18 protein-coding genes are annotated in these 17,731 nt (G+C 36.7%); 3 read left to right on the top strand and 15 right to left on the bottom strand.

The genetic code is table 11. The annotated features are described in order from the left end of the window. Positions 1-205: 205 nt before the first annotated feature. From V2145_RS11375 to V2145_RS11445, 15 genes are all read right to left on the bottom strand, one after another. A complete protein-coding gene (locus V2145_RS11375) occupies positions 206-1,414 on the bottom strand; it encodes an MFS transporter (RefSeq protein WP_094909719.1) in 1,209 nt (402 codons plus the stop codon). A 199-nt stretch (positions 1,415-1,613) separates the two neighbouring features. Further along, complete coding sequence (locus tag V2145_RS11380; RefSeq protein WP_094909718.1) at positions 1,614-1,979, bottom strand: DUF3221 domain-containing protein; 366 nt, start codon at positions 1,977-1,979, stop codon at positions 1,614-1,616. Positions 1,980-2,095: 116 nt separating this feature from the next. Beyond that, positions 2,096-2,887: a SurA N-terminal domain-containing protein gene (locus V2145_RS11385; RefSeq protein WP_094909717.1), complete on the bottom strand. Its 792-nt coding sequence runs from the start codon at positions 2,885-2,887 to the stop codon at positions 2,096-2,098. 226 nt (positions 2,888-3,113) lie between these two features. After that, entirely contained in the window at positions 3,114-4,286 is a 1,173-nt protein-coding gene (cntE, locus tag V2145_RS11390; RefSeq protein ID WP_094909716.1) for a staphylopine family metallophore export MFS transporter CntE, read from the bottom strand. 12 nt (positions 4,287-4,298) lie between these two features. After that, positions 4,299-5,045 (bottom strand): ABC transporter ATP-binding protein, encoded by a 747-nt coding sequence (locus V2145_RS11395; protein ID WP_094909715.1) that lies wholly within the window; start codon positions 5,043-5,045, stop codon positions 4,299-4,301. After that, positions 5,038-5,853, bottom strand: a complete 816-nt coding sequence (cntD, locus tag V2145_RS11400) for a staphylopine uptake ABC transporter ATP-binding protein CntD (RefSeq protein ID WP_330987717.1) — start codon at positions 5,851-5,853, stop codon at positions 5,038-5,040. Before cntD ends, V2145_RS11395 begins: the two co-directional genes overlap by 8 nt. 4 nt (positions 5,854-5,857) lie before the next feature. After that, complete coding sequence (gene cntC / locus V2145_RS11405; RefSeq protein ID WP_330987718.1) at positions 5,858-6,754, bottom strand: staphylopine uptake ABC transporter permease subunit CntC; 897 nt, start codon at positions 6,752-6,754, stop codon at positions 5,858-5,860. 1 nt (position 6,755) lies between these two features. After that, positions 6,756-7,688: a nickel/cobalt ABC transporter permease gene (gene opp1B / locus V2145_RS11410; protein WP_094909712.1), complete on the bottom strand. Its 933-nt coding sequence runs from the start codon at positions 7,686-7,688 to the stop codon at positions 6,756-6,758. A 56-nt stretch (positions 7,689-7,744) separates the two neighbouring features. Beyond that, the gene (gene cntA / locus V2145_RS11415; protein WP_330987719.1) at positions 7,745-9,355 is read right to left on the bottom strand and encodes a staphylopine-dependent metal ABC transporter substrate-binding lipoprotein; all 1,611 of its coding nucleotides are present in this window, start codon (positions 9,353-9,355) and stop codon (positions 7,745-7,747) included. Between the two features lie 18 nt (positions 9,356-9,373). Continuing rightward, complete coding sequence (locus V2145_RS11420) at positions 9,374-10,681, bottom strand: opine metallophore biosynthesis dehydrogenase (RefSeq protein WP_330987720.1); 1,308 nt, start codon at positions 10,679-10,681, stop codon at positions 9,374-9,376. Further along, on the bottom strand, positions 10,668-11,483 hold the full coding sequence (locus V2145_RS11425) for an SAM-dependent methyltransferase (protein ID WP_330987721.1): 816 nt from the start codon (positions 11,481-11,483) through the stop codon (positions 10,668-10,670). The genes V2145_RS11420 and V2145_RS11425 overlap by 14 nt, the downstream gene beginning before the upstream one ends. 23 nt (positions 11,484-11,506) lie before the next feature. After that, positions 11,507-12,343 (bottom strand): diaminopimelate epimerase, encoded by an 837-nt coding sequence (locus V2145_RS11430; protein WP_330987722.1) that lies wholly within the window; start codon positions 12,341-12,343, stop codon positions 11,507-11,509. A gap of 170 nt (positions 12,344-12,513) precedes the next feature. Beyond that, the gene (locus V2145_RS11435; protein ID WP_330987723.1) at positions 12,514-12,648 is read right to left on the bottom strand and encodes a hypothetical protein; all 135 of its coding nucleotides are present in this window, start codon (positions 12,646-12,648) and stop codon (positions 12,514-12,516) included. A 62-nt stretch (positions 12,649-12,710) separates the two neighbouring features. After that, positions 12,711-14,159 carry a DHA2 family efflux MFS transporter permease subunit gene (locus V2145_RS11440; protein WP_330987724.1) on the bottom strand — a complete coding sequence of 483 codons (1,449 nt, stop codon included), beginning with the start codon at positions 14,157-14,159 and terminating at the stop codon, positions 12,711-12,713. A gap of 233 nt (positions 14,160-14,392) precedes the next feature. After that, the gene (locus V2145_RS11445) at positions 14,393-14,983 is read right to left on the bottom strand and encodes a TetR/AcrR family transcriptional regulator (RefSeq protein WP_131886906.1); all 591 of its coding nucleotides are present in this window, start codon (positions 14,981-14,983) and stop codon (positions 14,393-14,395) included. Positions 14,984-15,110: 127 nt separating this feature from the next. On the opposite strand from V2145_RS11445, the gene V2145_RS11450 reads away from it, so the two are divergent. From V2145_RS11450 to V2145_RS11460, 3 genes are read left to right on the top strand one after another with little or no spacing between them, the layout of a single operon-like run. Next, on the top strand, positions 15,111-15,962 hold the full coding sequence (locus V2145_RS11450; RefSeq protein WP_131886907.1) for an ABC transporter ATP-binding protein: 852 nt from the start codon (positions 15,111-15,113) through the stop codon (positions 15,960-15,962). Continuing rightward, complete coding sequence (locus tag V2145_RS11455; RefSeq protein WP_131886908.1) at positions 15,962-16,666, top strand: hypothetical protein; 705 nt, start codon at positions 15,962-15,964, stop codon at positions 16,664-16,666. The genes V2145_RS11450 and V2145_RS11455 overlap by 1 nt, the downstream gene beginning before the upstream one ends. After that, a complete protein-coding gene (locus tag V2145_RS11460; protein WP_330987725.1) occupies positions 16,663-17,616 on the top strand; it encodes an ABC transporter permease in 954 nt (317 codons plus the stop codon). The genes V2145_RS11455 and V2145_RS11460 overlap by 4 nt, the downstream gene beginning before the upstream one ends. The last annotated feature ends 115 nt before the right edge of the window (positions 17,617-17,731 follow it).

A 17,731-nucleotide genomic window follows, 5' to 3' on the forward strand; every position in this document is an offset into this window, starting at 1 on the left:
ATTTCATTTAGTTACTTTTTGTAAGTTAATTTCATTATAAAAGTTATCTTTATATTTGTAAATCACTTTATCTCAAAGTAAATAGTTTGAACACTATTTATTACGCGTCAATGTGCTATATATAATTTTATAAAGGTAAACAAACGAAAGAAAAGCACAGCGAACAATTTCTTCACCGTGCTTTTCTAAGCTTTTTCACTATTTTTTATTTATTTACTACTTGTTTTTCCAACGCTACCCTAGAGGCAACTTTTGAATAGCGGCCATGTAGTGCGTAATAAGCTACAAGTGCCACTATACCAATCACAGCACATACAATATACATTCCTTGATAACCAATTGAACCAGAGACAATTGCTAAGACAGAGGAGCCAACTCCCAGTCCTGAATCAAACAAAACAAAGAACGTCGCTGTGGCAACTCCACGACGATGCGGTGGAGATACCTTTATGGCAATAGACTGTAAGCTTGATGTTAACGTTCCAAACCCAATTCCAATTAAACCACCAGCAAGTAAGAAAGTCGTTCCTGAAGACGCTTGGCTGATAAGGAACACGCCGATTGTAAACAGTAGAATTGCTGGATACACAACGAAGTTCTCACCGTAGCGGTCAAACCATTTTCCTGTAAAAGGACGAGATAATAATAAACAAACTGCGTACACCACAAAGAAATAGCTTGCTACGCTTGTAAAGTTCATCTCTTTAGCAAAGACAGACACAAACGAAATAATGCTTGCGTACGCAAATGAAAGTACAAATCCAGCTAATGCAATGGGAAGTGCTTTGAATTCAAATAGGCTTGCTAGGAGAGAAACCTTCACCTCTGTAGAGCTTTTCACCACTTTTAGCGTTGGAACTTTTAGCACCAAGCTACACAGTAACCCCAACACTGAGGCTACAATTGCTACTGTAAAAACAGCTGAATGTCCAGCTGCTTCGACTAGTGTTAATCCCATAAACGGTCCGATTACCATCGCGAGGTTCATAAATGTAGCAAAGTACCCCATTCCTTCTCCACGACGATCATCAGGAATAACGTTTGCTACAATCCCCCCAGTAGCTGTTGTTGCCATTCCAAATCCAACTCCGTGCAGTACGCGAAGCAGCAGCAAACTTGAAAGTGAATTGACTTGACTATATAAAACTGAACCAATTAAAAAAAGCACCGCTCCAATGACTAAAATTCTTTTCTGACCAAAGGTAATCATCCATTTACCGGAGAGCGGGCGAAAAATAATGGCTGAAATTAAAAACACTGTAACAATAAGTCCTAAACTTCCTTTATCTGCTTGTAAAATGTCTGTAGCATATAAAGGAAGCGTAACCGTCATCATATAAAAAACAACAAAAATAAAAAAGCTCGTCATCGAGACGGCTACAAAATCCTTCGTCCATAGCTTTGACTTACTCATTTCATTCCTTCCTTTCCTTTAAACAAATATCATATTGTTTTCCACAAAAATAATTTGTATACAAATTATATGAACTAAAACTATTATAGTGATGATTTCTTTTCATGTCAATCCACTTTTTGGCACCTTCATTCCCGTTTTCTGCTCTCAGAAAACAACCAGGCAAAGTGGATTACATACTTTCCACTTTGCCTGGTTGTTAATTACCTTCTTTAATCACTTGGATTTCTTCGGCATTCCCTTTTGCTGGAACTGTGTACTTGACACTTTCACCTTTCTTTAACCACGCTTTGACCAGTTGACCTTTTTTGTAGGTAACGGATGAATCCGGCACCTTTAAGTAAATCGGTTGAATGGTATCATCACCTAATACTTCGCTTGTCGTATAATTAAGCGCTACGTCCCTAGGAATGACGTTCGCAACTAAAATTTCATTCTCTTTCACTTCCATGATGCGACCTTGGATTACGTACCCTTTGTTATCTTCGCTTTGTTGACTTGAGCATCCTATTAAAACCATAATAAAGCTTATTAATCCTATGAATGCAAGAACCTGTTTTCTCATCGATTTTATCTACTCCTATTTTAAGGTTCTTTTTATTATAACGTGTTTTTTACCTCTTTTTCCAATTAATCAAAAACGACCCGTATGTATACGGGTCGTTTTTGATTAAGTAAAAGTTAGATTTTCACATCAACTTTCGCTTCTTTTTTCAGCTTTTCAACTTGCTCGCCTACTTTTTCTTGTTTCTTCTGTTGTTCAAGTTGACCTTTAATTTGATCTTTTACTTCTTCATATTTTGGCAGCTGCTGCTGTTGATCTGATCCTGCACTTTCTGCTTGCTTCGCATATTGGTCGTAGTACTCTTTCACTTCTTCATCCGTTACTTCATCAGCTTTAATTTCTTTTTCTACATACTTATTATACTGAATACTTTCACCAAGCTGCTCTTTTAATTGATCCATATTGAGACCTGCTTGCTTTAATACATTGTTAAATTCTTTTTCTGAATCATACTGCTTTTTAGCATCTTCAATTTGCTTATTAATTTCTTCTTCTGATGCTTTATAACCTTTTTCCGTTGCATCTTGAATGAGCAGCGTTTGTCCCACTAAGCTATCGATTGTTTGATCTTTAACCTGCTTAGCAGCATCTTTTGTTGTTGGGTCTTGTCCCATTTGCTGCATTTGCATTTGAGATGTTTGAAGCACTTGATTGTATTCAGACCCTAAAATCTTTTCGTCATTTACAAGCGCTACAGTTTTCTTTTCATCTACCTGCTGCTTTTCTAATTTCTCCTGCATTTCTTTCATTTGCTTTTCTTGTTCTTTTGTTTGTTGCTGCTGTTCTTCCGTTTGAGCTGTTTTCGAATCTTCTTTTTTATCCGCACTGTCGCTAGCATCATTTGATCCACATGCTGCAAGCGCTACGGAAAGTAGTCCAACGATGAAAGGGTATTTCAATTTCTTCATGGTTAATAGAGCTCCTTTCGTCTTTTCAAAAAATTGCTTTCGTTTAGAAAACATCTTGAGGGCATTGTATCGAAACTACTTCTAAAAAGAAAGTAATTCGATCAATTTTACATATCTGTAACAGTATTGAAAAGATTCGTCATTTTATACACCTTTGCTGAGAAAGATGGTAAAAACCTACCAAATCAGTATGTATAACATATCACACTCTACGGAATAAGCATATTCAATTAACAAATTGTTTACGCTTGTCATAAGAAAAGAGAATCATCAAAGCACCTAAACCTGCACAAACCGCGTACATGACCGAATAGGATAAAGCATCTGCAACCGGTCCCATAACTACACTGCCCAATGAAACGCCTAAATCTGCTGTAGCGATGAATAATCCAAGAAGAACGTTACGATTAGTAGCTGGCAATACAAAACTTAAATATGTCGTTAATGTAGGATAAATAATTGCTTGAGCTATTCCCATTAAAATGGCTGCAGCATAAAAGAAAAAAGCTCCTCCAACAACAGCAAAGCTAATTGACTGAGCTGCTAGTGCCAGCATTAATAGTGTACCTGCCATATAGAGAGAGTGCCACTTGCCGTCTGAAGGGATTTTTTTCATTAGCGTGAAGCGCGCTGCAACAACAGTAGCTGCTTGAATCATTAAATACATGCCGGCGTGACTATTTTCCAACTGCTCTGCATAAAGAGGAATGAAGGTTGTAACTGCTCCAAACACCATAGAGGATACGAGCATGATTACGCTACATTTAAATAAGTAAGGATTTTTAAAAAGCTGACTGAACGACTCTTTCATTCCAAGAGGAGGAGGTGATTTTTTCACTTCGTTATGCGTATTCATTGTGGAACCATACCCTACTATTCCTGTCAAAATCGCAAGAGCAACCATCAAAATCGTAAAATAGCTCGCATTATCTGCCTGCCAAATACCAATAGCTAACAGAGGCCCAATAATCCCGGGAATATACGAGCATAAAGAGTAAAGAGAAATCCCTTGTGAACGATTTTCTTCAGGAAGTGCATCGATAATGGCGATTTGCAGTGACATGGAGAAGAAAGCCGTACAAACGCCTTGAAGGATACGAGCGGTAAAATAACCGCCTAAACCTGTAAAGGTATATAAAATTAGCGCTGCGGCATTAATCAGCAAAATAACGCGTAGCACTTTAACAGGACCAAATTTGTGAATAATATAGCCTGCCCATGGTCTAAAAAACATTGTCGTAAACAAGTAAGCACCCATGATGATACCAATTGTTGTATTTGTTGCTCCTAAGCTGTCTCCTTTTAACGGAATAACCACGTTTAGTATGGCATTAGCACTAAAATAGAGAAGCACTAATGCGTATAAACGTAAAAAGGGCCAAGATAGTGCTCCTTTCACTGTTTTCCCCTCCTATAAGCTAATGGTTTTGTTCAACAACGCCTTAGCATATGATGACTTCACGTTTTTTAAATTGCTCACTGACACTACCTCTTCGACTTGTCCTTCTTTAAAAATCATAATCCGGTCGCAAAGGTACGTTGCAGCCTGCAAATCATGCGTAATAAAGATATAGCTCATGTCATAAGCGCTTCTTAATTCCCTTAATAAGATTAAAATTTGAAGCTGAACAGATATGTCTAATGAGCTGACGGCTTCATCGAGTAAGAGGTATTTGGGTTTTGTTGCAATGGCTCTTGCAATACAAACTCTTTGTGCTTCTCCACCTGACAATTCGTGTGGATACTTATGTTTATAAAACGCAGGAAGCCCTACTTGATGTAGTAATTTTTCTATTTCTTTTTCTTGATTTTTTTTGGGTACTTTTACGATTTGAAGAGCCTCCTGAATGGCTTTTTTAACCGTAAAAAAAGGATTCAAGGAAGACGTATAATTTTGAAACACAGCGCTCATTTTCCCCACGCGTGCTTGTACGTTCCTGGTACTTATACCATCGAGTAAAACCTCTCCTTTATCCGGGCGTTCAATGCCAAGAATTAAACGTCCTAGCGTTGACTTACCGCTACCGCTCTCACCAATAATACCTAGGCACTCTCCTGCCACGCATTTAAAACTAACTTTTTTAATGATTTGCTTTTTCTCTTTGGACAAGAGCCCTCCAGATGTATATGATTTTTCAACTTCGCATACGTTAAGCATCGACAGCCCCCCCTACCATTTTCTGAAAATGTTCACTAAGCGTACGCTTTGTTGAGATAAGATATTCCGTATATGGATGTTGAGGCTGTAAAAAAACATTTTGTGTTGCCCCTCTTTCTACGATTTCCCCATCCTTCATTACAAGTACCTGATCTGCCAATTTCTTTACAATTCCTAGATCATGTGAAATAAAAATCATGGCTGACCCAATATTTTCTCGTAAATTGATTAACTGCTCGATTACATCAAACTGAGAAATAGTATCTAATGCGGTCGTTGGCTCGTCAGCAATTAAGACATCTGGTTCTAGCAGTAACGCTAGGACAATCATCAATCGCTGAAGCATTCCTCCTGAAAGTTCATGTGGATATTTGTTCATGACATCCATTGGACTTTGTAGACGCACACGCTTCATTCCATCGATAAGCTTACTCTCCAGGTGCTGGTAGCTCCAATCCGTATGCTGCTTGAGGGTAGCCATCAAATGCATTCCAACAGGATTAGAAGGATTGAAAGCACTCATGCCATTTTGCATGACCATGCAAAGCTCTTTCCCTCTTTTACTTCTCATTTGTTTTTCAGAAAGCTGAAATAAATCTTCTCCCTTTAATAACACGCGACCAGATTGGCTAATTCCTTTCTTATGCAAACGCATGATCGACTTACATGTCATTGACTTGCCACTACCGCTCTCTCCGACTAAGGCTAAGCATTCGCCTTTATCGACTTGAAATGAACTATTATGAATGATGGACGTATTTGTCTGATTATCAATTACTTGCAGCGTTTCTACTATTAATAGACTCATGGTGTTATTTCGCAACCTCCTTTTCATGTAACGGTGATGTTACGATGTGCGCTTCCTTTTGCATTCTAGCTTTTGAGTTCGCAAGCTTCGGGTTTAACGCAACTTGAAGCGCATCTGCTAAGAAGTTAAAAGCTAGAACCACTGTAATAATTGCTAGACTCGGAGGCAGTAACAGTTCTGGTTTTGTAAAAATAACATCTCTAGCTTCATTCAGCATCATACCCCATTCTGGATTTGGCGCTTGAATGCCTAATCCAAGAAACGAAAGACCTGAAATTTGTAAAATGGTAGAGCTAATTGAACTACTTGATATGACCGCAATATCGGCAAAGGTGACGGGAAGCATATGACGATAAATAATGGTGAAATGATTGAATCCGGACGCTCGCGCAAATTTTACATATTCCAAATCACTATACTGCATCACGGAAACTCGGATTACGCGTGCAAACCAAGCCCACTTCATTAAAATAAACGCAATTAAAATATTTTCTAAGCCAACCCCGAGAATACCTACAACAGCAAGTGTAATGACGTACACAGGAAAAGAAAGCATAGCATCACAGACTCGCATAATAATAGAGTCGATAACACCTTTAAAATATCCCGCAATGAATCCTAGTAGTCCCCCGAGTACAACTGATAATGATAGCGCGATTAATACATAGATAATACTAGGACGAATACCGTAAATAAGCCTGGATAATACGCACCTCCCTAAGTGATCATTACCTAGCCAATATTCAAGTGAAGGGGCAGCATATCGTAAAGCCATATTCACTTTAACGGGATCATTTGGCGCAACGACCGGTGCAAAAACCCCCACAATCAACGTTAGGACGATAATCACAAATGAAGCGAGTCCGAGCTTATCTTTTGCCAAGCCTTTTAATAGTTGCATCCTATTCACCAATCCTTAGCTTCGGGTTTAACGCTGTGTTAACAATGTCTGAGATTGTATTAAACACAACAAAAGCCACCGCGATAATAAGTACGTATGCTTGAATAACAGGAAAGTCCCTGCTTAAAATGGACTTGATGCTTAAACTACCTAGCCCTGGCCATGCAAACACATTTTCAATAACAACCGTCCCACCTAAGATAAGCGGAATGGACATACAAAAAATCGAGATGGATACTTGAAGAGAATTTTTTAAGACAGCGGCTATGATTTTTTTCTCAGATAACCCCGAAGCTCTAGCGTACAAAACATAATCTTCGTTTAGGTTTGCGAGCATAGCGCTACGCACAGTGCGAAAGTATAGTCCGATATGAGTAAAGGCAATTACCGAAACAGGCAAAATATAACTTTTGTACGATTCAAGTCCGCTTGTTGGAAGCAAATCAAGCGTAACGGAAAAATACCAAACCATTACTATGCCGATTAGATATGCTGGAAGTGCTGATAAGAAAAAGAATGTCCCTCTAATAAAACGATCCAGTAATCTGCCTTCTGTTAATGCACAGACAATGCCCAAAATGATGGAAGAACTAATAATGACTACTGATGAAACGAGCGTTAATTTTAACGTATTAAAAAAAGCCGGCCCTAAGAGCACCCAAACAGTTTCATCCTTAACATAAGAATTTCCGAAATCCAATTGAAGACACGAAGCGAGCCAGTTTAAGTATTGAACGATAAAAGGATTATTAAGCCCTAGCTCTTGCCTTGTTTGAGCGATAAGCTCATCAGTAATCACTGGAACATCTTGCGCTTGCAAAACTAATTTAGCAGGATCTTCGGGAGATAAATTGATTAGTACAAATGTTAGAAACGAAATAATAAACAGCAGCGGAATCATTAACAGCAGCCTTTTTACAACATATACACCCATGCTTTATCTTCCTTTCTTTATTTTCAACCACTAAAAAAGGGGGAAATCTCCCCTTTTTACTTTTCAAACTTCATCTGTTCAAACGGTAGTTCATACTGAGTTTGTTTAAACGAAATTCCTTTTAAATTTTCTGGAGCTACTACGGTTACGTTTCCGTTTGTAATTGGAATAAACACCGCTTCATCATGCACAATCGTTAAAATATCAGCATATAGCTTCTTCCGCTCATCTTCAGTAGTTGACGTCATTACTTGTTCAATTTTTTTGTATAGCTCATCGGCGTGAGCAATTCCCTTTGTTGTATGCAAATAAGAGGCATCTGAAGTAAACGCAGCAATAGTACTTTGAGGGTCATAAGCTAATCCCCACGTTTGGTTAAATAGTAAGTCATAGTCTCCTGCTGCTCTTCGGTTTGCTATTGACGTTGACTCTTCTCCCGTCAACTTAATTTCTACTCCAATTTCTTTAAGTGCATTTTGAATAAACTCAGCCTGCGTTTTTTGAGACGCAGAGTTGCTGTCATAATAAAGCGTCATTGAAAGCAGCTGGTTATCTTTTGTGCGAATACCGGTTTGTTTATCTTCTTTCCAGCCTGCTTCACTTAAAAGTGCTTTAGCTTTTTTCACATCGTAGCCACGCTTCTTAAGATCTACATCTGCATAATTAACATTTTTAGAAAACAAAGTATTGGCTGGAGTTTCTGTACCCTCAAAAATGGTTTCGCTAATTGTTTTACGGTCAATCGCATACCAAATTGCTTCACGAACTGCTGTTTCACTTACTGGACTAGTTGATTTACTGCTGTTGGCTACAACCATTTTTGTATTCATTTGTTGACTTCTAACGAGCTGATAATCACCTGAATCAACAAGCTGTTGCATTGCTTTTACATCAATGCTGTCTGCACCCCGGTCATCCGTAAAGACAAAGTTCACTTCACCTTTTTGCAATGCTAAAAACGTCGTGTCTCCTTGGGGAAGGACTTTAGCAGTAATTGTCTTAACTTCTGGCTTTCCATTCCAGTAACTTTCGTTTCTTTCAAATGTTGCGTAGTTGTCCACCTTATGCTTTTTTAGAACATATGGACCCGTTCCATGATAACCATCTACACCATCTTTTGTTCCATCATTTTTAAAATCATTCGGTGAGATAAAAACATAAGGTCGCGTCATAGATAATTCAACTAATGTCGGATAATATGGCTCTGATAAAACAAGTTCAATCGTATAGTCATCTACCACGTTACAGCTTACGATTTTAGTAGATAGCTTAATCCATGAGTGTGTTTCTGCATTTTGCTGCACCGCATCAATATTTTTCTTAACTGCTTCTGCATTAAACGGTGCTCCATCATGGAACTTTACACCCTCTCTAAGCTTGAATGTGTAGGTTTTACCGTCTTTTGAAACCTCCCAAGATTCTGCAAGAAGCGGTTTAATTCCTTCTTCCGTATTTTCTACAAGTGATTCATACACCATTCCTTGTGCTGACATTGCACCTGGATAAAGGTGTGGATTCATATCGTTAATATCCTTGGATGTTGCATAGGTAATTTCATTTTTATTTGTTGCACTTGTACTAGCTTTTTCGTTGTCACTGCATGCACTTGTAGCAAGTAAAGCTGCACATGTAAGCACTGCTAGTGTAAATGATTTTCTTTTTTTCACGTTTGTTCCTCCATTTTTCTATTGTTTTACTATTTGTTTATCAAGAGCTTGATAAATCATGCTTATATCATCTTCAAATGCTAAATTTGAAAATGCGGCTGAAAGCTTTACATCTTCATAAGCTTCTGAGAATGCCCTTACTTTCTCTTTATACGCTGTTAAAAACTGATCAATAGTTGGACAATCACACTCTACGTATCTAGCGATTGCTTGAATCATTTTCAGCCGATAATAATCCTCTTTAGGCATTCGTGGAATATCAAACTTTTGTTCTTTATTCACAAATACGGTTTGAAGCGGAACTGCTGAAAAGTCGAAGTAGCGCCCATGTTGGTCGGGCTCTGAGAATGGATCGACGAGTAAAGATGCATATCGTACATACAGCAAATATTCCTGGTGAATACTCTCTAACTCACTGAACTTTTCGATATCGTGTAAAGACAAACTTTCTCTTCGTACAGGATAATTATCTTCCGTCATAAATTTCAGTAAATTCAATTGTTTAACGTTAAGCCTTGAAATAATGCTCATAATTTCTTTCCATTGATTGAGCATATTCTTAATTAATGAAGGCGTAATCGGCCCTTCTGGATACATTTTATATACGTATTTCAGATGCTTTTCCTCTTTAAAAATATAGCTGAGTGAAAATTCATTCATAAACAAAGGAGGATGCACGTATAGAGAAATGTTTCTCGTCTCTGCTTCAATCGGTGTTTTCATTACTTCAATTGTTAAATTTAACTGTTTGTACAGATTAACAAGCTTTTCAACCGCTTCAGACGAAGAGTTCGTAGAGCCTAAGTAAATCTTCTTTTTTACAGCCGTTGTTAACACTTGATTTGAAGGATAAGAGCTTAACCAACGTGTATCTCCAAAGTATGTAGAAAAACTAATGACCTCAACCTGAGGGTTAAACTGTTTCATATAGTGATGTACTAAGTAATTTGAGCCAAGAGTCGGTGATATTAATATAACGGCCTTCACATCTTTTAACGTATTTTTATGAAGCGAGGTTAATACGTCTAGATATGCATCAGTTGTGACGGCTAAAATAAGCGTATCCCATTCTCCAACCACTTCTTCATACTGAAAAAATATATCATCAACTATAAATTGCCCCTGCATCTTTTCATGCTTTCGATTTTGAACAGCTACCTGAACGAGATGACCGTGTTCAGCTAAGGAAGCAAAAAATTTTTCTGAACGCACAGAAGTCCTTCCTGCAATACCAACTCTACTGCTTAAAGCTTTCTTAAAGTTTAATCCTAGCTGTAAAGCGGTTGGTCCAGTTCCCAACACCAAAACATTCTTAAACGACTTCAACTGCTTCACCCTTTCTTTGTTTTTGATAAAGCGCGATATCAAAAACTTGATTCGGACGCAACACCTGTTCAACGAGCATCCACTTTTCGCTATTGACTTCTTTAAGTGGATAGTTAAACAGTGATTTTAAGTCGTTACCATATCTCATAGCAATCGTTATTTCATCTCTCGTTAGATTATATAGCTGATCTAATAAGTCGTATTTTTCCTTCACAGTAGAGCTGAAAATAACGTGGGTAATATCTTTTAAGCACTCTAACTGGTCCAGTTGACTATTTTGAACTCGCACATTCAGTCCGTCACCTAGTATGCGTAATACTTCTCCACCTAGCTCGATGGCTTCGTCGTCAATATCAATACCAATAACCTCTGCTCCTGTTTTTTTTGCAATCAATAGTGGCGTCATCGGAAAAGCTCCAGAGCCAACTAATAGAACTTTAGAAGTGGGTTTCACTTGGAAATTACCAAACTCTTCTTCAATACAAGACTCGATATTTTTGAAATAATCAGTAATGTTTGATTGTCCACCAAGCAATTGAAGAGCGCGATACTTTTCCATAATCGCTACGCAACGAGCCGAAATCTGCTGTAGTTCTGTAAGTAGTTCCTCATTGATGTCTTCTACCTGAAGTAAGAACCACTTCTCTCTGTTAGATTCATCAATAATAAATGCTGTATATTCGTTAATTAATTTCTCTAGCTCTTCACAATGCTGAGCGGTACTGTCGTATTGTGAAGCCCAATAATTAAACTTACCTGAAAAGTCCAGTAGCTTATGTTTAAACTTTAATAGTTCTTCCACACAATCATCTCCAATCTTACGTTTTATACAGTAACAAATGCCTTTCCTTGAGCAACAATGCGAACTGTGCCTTCAATTTGCACATGGCTCACAAATCCATTTTCATACTTTCCAAATACACGAATACCACCGCCAGGCTGCTTAATATCTGCACTAATCTTTTGTTTTGATAAAAATGCAAGATACGCACCTATTGAAGCTGTTCCAGATCCGCATCCCCTTTCCCATACCATGCTGTTTAGCTTAGGAATATAGATGAGTGGGGCTAAGTAAGATCTGACTTTTTCGTATAGTAACACCCCAATTAGCGTTGTTTCAGGGAAACTTTCTTCTAGGGAGCGTGCAAGTACTTCTGCTGCTGTTTTCATCTCTTCATCAACTTCGTCTACTTCAAGCACAATGTGTAGAAAATCCTCGTACTCAACTGAGTAAGCATGAACATATGTATTCTCGTACTCTATAACTCTGGGTTCAATTCGTTTAGGTAGCGGCATCGCAATGCGACATTTATAGTCATCTTCTACTTTTCGCACCTGACAGGCAATCAGCTCCTCAGCTCCTGAAGCTTCAATCGATAAATGTGATATCCCATTTTCCTCAATGTCTCTTTGATGGGCAATAAATGCAGCTAAAGACATACAAGCGTTTCCGCAAAATTCATTTCCAGCCATTTGAAGGTGCCCATCTGCATTTCCATCTTTGGGTTCTTTAATAAAACCTACTTGCTCTGCATACACATGATCGTACGCCATCATCTTTAAAGCTATTTGTTGATAGTCTCCGTTGAAATGATGACTCTTAACTAAGATTGTCATGTTTTGTGTAGGACTTAATTTAATAAACTCTACCTCTTGCTTCATCACATCTACCTCTATATCATTTTTATACTCACAAGAAAATAGGAATGATTACTATTTTCAATAACAAGGATTATAACTCGCTTTCTAAATAGTGTCAACAGTGTATAAAATTTCATTTTCTTTTCATAAATAAAGGAAGCTAGGTCATTAAACCTAGCTTCCTTTCCGCTTTACTCCTTAAATTCTCCTGATTTTAAATCTTTTAAGCCTAGTTGATTGTACACCTGCTCAAACTTTCCAACTCCATACTCATTGTCTTTTTGTACACGCAACTTCCTCTTTATATATACTTGAATTTTAATCATTTTTTTACTTTTATAAAAATAAAAAAAGAGCAGTTCAATCTAGAACCACTCTTTTCGTTATCTTAATGTGCTTGCTCTTGGTTATCTACAATAATTCGCTTAATAAAGAACGAAATAATCAAACCAACAACAGCCACGATTGCACCAAAGATAAAGGCATTTTGAACACCCTTGGTAAACGCAAGCACTACATTTAATGGATCGGTTGGGTCTGATACAGATTCCATAAAGCTTCTGGAACCTGACGATAAAATTGAAATTGCAACCGCTGTTCCTACTGCACCGGCTACTTGCTGCAGCGTATTCATAATTGCTGTACCGTGTGGGTAAAGCTCTGGTGGCAGCTCGTTTAAACCATTTGTTTGAGCCGGCATCATAATCATGGAAACGCCAATCATAAGAGCAATATGCAAAGCAACAATAAGCGATGTTGACGTTTCAAGTGAAATCGTTGAAAAGCCAAACATTGTCGCTACTACAATGATAAGACCAGGAATAACTAACCACTTAGGGCCAAAACGGTCGAATAGCCCACCCATTACAGGTGAAAGAAGTCCGTTCACAATTCCTCCTGGAAGAAGCATCAATCCGGCTGCAAATGTTGATAGAGCTAGTGATGTTTGCAAGTATAATGGTAAAATCATCATGGATGACAAAATAACCATCATCGAAACTAAAATTAAGAGAAGACCAACAACAAACATTGGGTACTTAAATGCTGTTAAATCAAGCATTGGCTCTTTCATCTTTACTTGACGAATTGAAAAGACTACCAATCCTAAAATTCCAACAACAAGCGCGATAATTACTTCGGTACTTCCCCAGCCCCCGCCTTCTCCAGCGCTGCTAAAGCCGTACACAATCCCACCAAAGCCAATGGTTGAAAGAATAATGGACAGAATATCAATTTTTGGCTTTGTTGGTGTTGTAACGTTTTGCATAAAAAATGCTCCAAACACTAATGCCACAAGCAGTAATGGCAGTGAAATCCAGAAGATCCAGTGCCAAGTAAGTGTTTTTAAAATCAACCCTGATACTGTTGGACCAACCGCTGGTGCAAACATAATTACAAGACCGATAATCCCCATCGCTCTTCCACGCTTATGAGGCGGAATAATGACCAAAATCGTATTAAACATTAGGGGTAAAAGAAGTGCTGTTCCAATGGCCTGCACCACGCGAGCAATCATTAACACGCTAAATGTTGGTGCGATTGCTGCAATAAACGTGCCAATAATGGAAAAAATGAGTGACGCAATAAATAGCTGTCTCGTTGTAAACCATTGAAGAATGAAACCTGAAATTGGTACTAAAATACCAAGCGTTAATAAGTATCCTGTTGTAAGCCACTGTGCCGTTGTCTCATGAATACCAAAGCCAATAATTAAGTCACGCAGAGCCATATTTAAAGCCGTTTCACTGAATAATCCGATGAACCCAGCGATCAGAAACGAAGCTATAATCGGCAAAGCTTTTACATTCGGAGCCTGTGCAGCCTGCTGGTTACTCATAGTAAATTCCTCCCTCTTACTATCTTTTTATAAGTACATAACAGTATATAAGTAATGTCCTCAGCCTAAAGAAATATACCATTTATAGGATTATCATACAAGTTTAATGATTTGTTAAAAATAAAAAAAGACTTTAAGACATTCTTAAAATCTTTTTAGATACTCAAACTATTATAAAGATAAATCTAATTTTACTAATTATATTAATTAAAATGTAATTTAGACTTTCGACCTTATTCTTTATACCCTGATATACCATATAAGAGAATCCTCAAAATGGTTTCATGATCGTTGACATTTTTTCCGCTAAATAAAATGCTACTTTTAGAAGCCATATCTTGTCTGTAAAGTTCGATTACTTTCATAATCATTTCATTTGGAATCTCTTTTGAAAATATACCTTCACGCTTACCGTCATTAATAAACTCTATTATTAATTCATAAGTCTTTGAAATAAATTCTTCTTCTATCATCTTTTTCATTGCTGGATCATTCATCATTAATTCGATAAACTCTGGATGAAATTGAGTAAGAAGTTCTGTTTTTGTAAAGATTAGCTTAGCTATTTTTTCATCCATTTTTACTTTAGATTTAGTAATCTCTTGAGCAAGTTGCAGCTGTTGAAACAGCACAAACCTCACAATTTCAGTCATTAATCCTTCTTTGCTTCCAAAGTAATTGTAGATTGTAACTACTGAAACCTTTGCTTTTGATGCAATATCGCGAATAGAAACTTTTCTAGGAGATAGCACTTTAAACAATTCAAGAGCTGATTCAATAATTAACTCTCTCTTTTTATCCGTTCTAATTTTAAAACCATCCATTATTTTATTTCACCTCAAAAATATTATAACAAATCATTGATTTTGTTTCAAAATCATTATAAGATTTATAAAAAATGAAACAAAAAGTTAAATTTGTTTCAAAAATAAGAAAAGGGAGAAATATTTTATGCAAAAAGCAATCGAAGTAAATGAACTAACATATTCTTATGACAAAAAAAGTCATGCTGTAAACAATTTATCTTTTGAAGTGAAAAAAGGTGAAATATTTGGATTTTTAGGCCCAAGTGGTGCAGGTAAATCCACTACCATTAAGCTATTAACAAGGCTTATTTCTCCTCCACCCGGTAAAGTATTTATCTTGGGTCAAGATATGTCTAAAGTAAAATATTCTTTTTATAAGAAGATAGGAATTGCTTTTGAAAATGATGTACTGTACCCTACATTAACTGGATACGAAAACTTAATGTTGCACGCTAAAATCTATGGAACACCTAAAGAAGAAGTTCTTGATATGTTAAAGAAAATGGACTTGTTTAAATCCAAAGATAAAAAAGCTGGGGACTATTCTAAAGGTATGAAAACAAGGCTGGTTTTAGCAAGAGCTTTAGTTACAAAGCCAGAAGTTCTATTCATGGATGAACCTACATCAGGTATGGACCCAGAAATAGCAGCTTATGTACGAGAAATTATTTTAAACTTGAATAAAAACGGCACTACCATGTTTCTAACAACGCATGATATGAATGAAGCTGAAAAACTATGTGATCGAATTGCTTTTTTCAATAAAGGCAAGATTATTGAATTAGATACACCAGAAAATTATAAAAAGCGATTTGGTAAACAAGTAGTTACAGTTGAACACAACGGACAAAAGAAAACTTTCTCCAAACAAGATGATTTAACTATGCTAACTGACATTATAAATAGTAAGAGTTTTGACAGCATTCATTCTCAAGAAGCTAGCCTTGAAGAGATTTTCATTAAAGTAGTAGGTCGAGGACTAAAAGGAGAAGCATGATGATTAAAATTGAATTTATTAAGCTAATTAGAAATAATATAGTAGCTTTAATTTTCGGATATATCTTTTGTATGGCTTTAGGAATTAACGTTCTGTCTTTTGGTTTTCAACATATTCAATGGGTCGAACAGTGGATGCCATGGCTAACCATTTTTAATGTTGTTATTTTAATTGATCTTTTGTTCTGGATGGCTGCAATGCAAATATCCGAGGATATTGATACAAATATGATACAAGTTATGAGAACTAGCAGAAGTATTACCCAGTACTTCTTTAGTAAACATGTACTACTTTTGCTTATTATTTTAATAGCTTCATTTCTGGCTGTGATCCCAAGAATAAACGAAATAGAGTTTGTTATACAGTTTTTATTTTTGACCCTCATTCTTTCTCTAGTAATGATTAGCAGTGGTGTTCTGTTAGCTATGATTGTAAAAAAACAAAGTATTGTCATGCTAGTAGGTAGTATTGTTACAGGTTTTATCTTTGCAGTTATGATTAGAGCTATTTTGCCGCTATGGAATATTGATTCTATTCCATTCAATCCATTTGAACCCTTTATTAAGACCTATTACTATCTATATCTAACTGAAGGTCCTGCGCCTAGTTCATATACTGGATTGTTTTTATTTTCAATTATATTTTATGTAGCCAGTATTTTTATCTTTAAAAAGTTAATGTTTGAGAGAGGGTTCAGGTTATGAAGAATACTTTTTTTACTTTTATGCTAAAAGATTTACTACTCGCACGTCGCAATATATTAATCTGGCTTATCATCGCTTTTCCTATATTTACTGCCTTTGGTGCTTCTGGCATAACAGAGACATATTCAGATATGCCAAAGATTGTAGTACTGAAAGATACAAAACAACCTGTAACTATACCAGCTGAAATTATGGTCTATGAAGTAAGTTCTTATGAGGACATGAAAACTAAGGTAAGGGACTTAGACACTAAAATAGGCTTTATGAATGGTAAACTAATCACTGATGGCAGAGAATCTCCTGAGTCTGTAAAAAAAGCAGCAGCAATACTAGATGGTAAACCAATTGAAGCTGGAAAGCTTAGTCCTACATTGTTTAATAAAGTGTATGCTTTTAACCTTTACGGATCATTTTTGTTCTTTGGAATGATTTTGTTATTTAGCCTAGTGGAAGAGAGAAAAAATAAAACAATAGACTTACAGCATGTTCAACCTGCTCATCCTGCTATACCTGTTTTAGCTAAACTAACGGTCGCTTCTATCATTACTTTAGTTGACTTTGTTGTATGTAGCTTTATATTAAACGTTCCTTTTAACATAGTACCGATATTGTTCATCATAATTATCGGCATTTTGCTTGGCACAGTACTTGGTTTATCAATGGCCTTTTACGCGTCAACCGAGACACAAGCTCTCGCCATCTTGAAGCCAATTACATTTGTTTTTCTTATATCGATTCCTGGATTAGGTCTATTTTTAGAATCAGATATTGTACGTATAATCGCTATGTTTAACCCATTTTATTGGTTTCTTCAACTAATCTATAGTTTATATACAAACGATTTAGATCTATCCTATTTATACCTAAGTTTCACTTTATGTATTATAGCTCTCCTATTTATCATAGTGAACTGGCATAGAACGCCTTACGGAAGAAAAAACTCCAATTAATTTTTCAGCAGGTAACAGTAAGGAACCTACAAATCATCGCCTGTAGGTCCCTTACTGTTTTGGTTATAATTTTAGCTATCTACTTCCTTGAACCCTCCGCAATTAAAATCAACTT

This window comes from Priestia sp. GS2 (genome assembly GCF_036409025.1).
In the GTDB taxonomy this organism is placed as follows: Bacteria; Bacillota; Bacilli; order Bacillales; family Bacillaceae_H; genus Priestia; species Priestia aryabhattai_A.

What these genes read in the sequence shown, in the direction of transcription:
- V2145_RS11445 (WP_131886906.1), bottom strand. Translation starts at nt 14,983, where the DNA reads ATGGATGGTTTTAAAATTAGAACGGATAAAAAGAGAGAGTTAATTATT.
- V2145_RS11455 (WP_131886908.1), top strand. Translation starts at nt 15,962, where the DNA reads ATGATTAAAATTGAATTTATTAAGCTAATTAGAAATAATATAGTAGCT.
- V2145_RS11440 (WP_330987724.1), bottom strand. Translation starts at nt 14,159, where the DNA reads ATGAGTAACCAGCAGGCTGCACAGGCTCCGAATGTAAAAGCTTTGCCG.
- V2145_RS11435 (WP_330987723.1), bottom strand. Translation starts at nt 12,648, where the DNA reads ATGATTAAAATTCAAGTATATATAAAGAGGAAGTTGCGTGTACAAAAA.
- V2145_RS11380 (WP_094909718.1), bottom strand. Translation starts at nt 1,979, where the DNA reads ATGAGAAAACAGGTTCTTGCATTCATAGGATTAATAAGCTTTATTATG.
- V2145_RS11375 (WP_094909719.1), bottom strand. Translation starts at nt 1,414, where the DNA reads ATGAGTAAGTCAAAGCTATGGACGAAGGATTTTGTAGCCGTCTCGATG.
- V2145_RS11450 (WP_131886907.1), top strand. Translation starts at nt 15,111, where the DNA reads ATGCAAAAAGCAATCGAAGTAAATGAACTAACATATTCTTATGACAAA.
- V2145_RS11460 (WP_330987725.1), top strand. Translation starts at nt 16,663, where the DNA reads ATGAAGAATACTTTTTTTACTTTTATGCTAAAAGATTTACTACTCGCA.
- cntC (WP_330987718.1), bottom strand. Translation starts at nt 6,754, where the DNA reads ATGCAACTATTAAAAGGCTTGGCAAAAGATAAGCTCGGACTCGCTTCA.
- opp1B (WP_094909712.1), bottom strand. Translation starts at nt 7,688, where the DNA reads ATGGGTGTATATGTTGTAAAAAGGCTGCTGTTAATGATTCCGCTGCTG.
- V2145_RS11395 (WP_094909715.1), bottom strand. Translation starts at nt 5,045, where the DNA reads ATGCTTAACGTATGCGAAGTTGAAAAATCATATACATCTGGAGGGCTC.
- V2145_RS11385 (WP_094909717.1), bottom strand. Translation starts at nt 2,887, where the DNA reads ATGAAGAAATTGAAATACCCTTTCATCGTTGGACTACTTTCCGTAGCG.
- cntD (WP_330987717.1), bottom strand. Translation starts at nt 5,853, where the DNA reads ATGAGTCTATTAATAGTAGAAACGCTGCAAGTAATTGATAATCAGACA.
- V2145_RS11430 (WP_330987722.1), bottom strand. Translation starts at nt 12,343, where the DNA reads ATGAAGCAAGAGGTAGAGTTTATTAAATTAAGTCCTACACAAAACATG.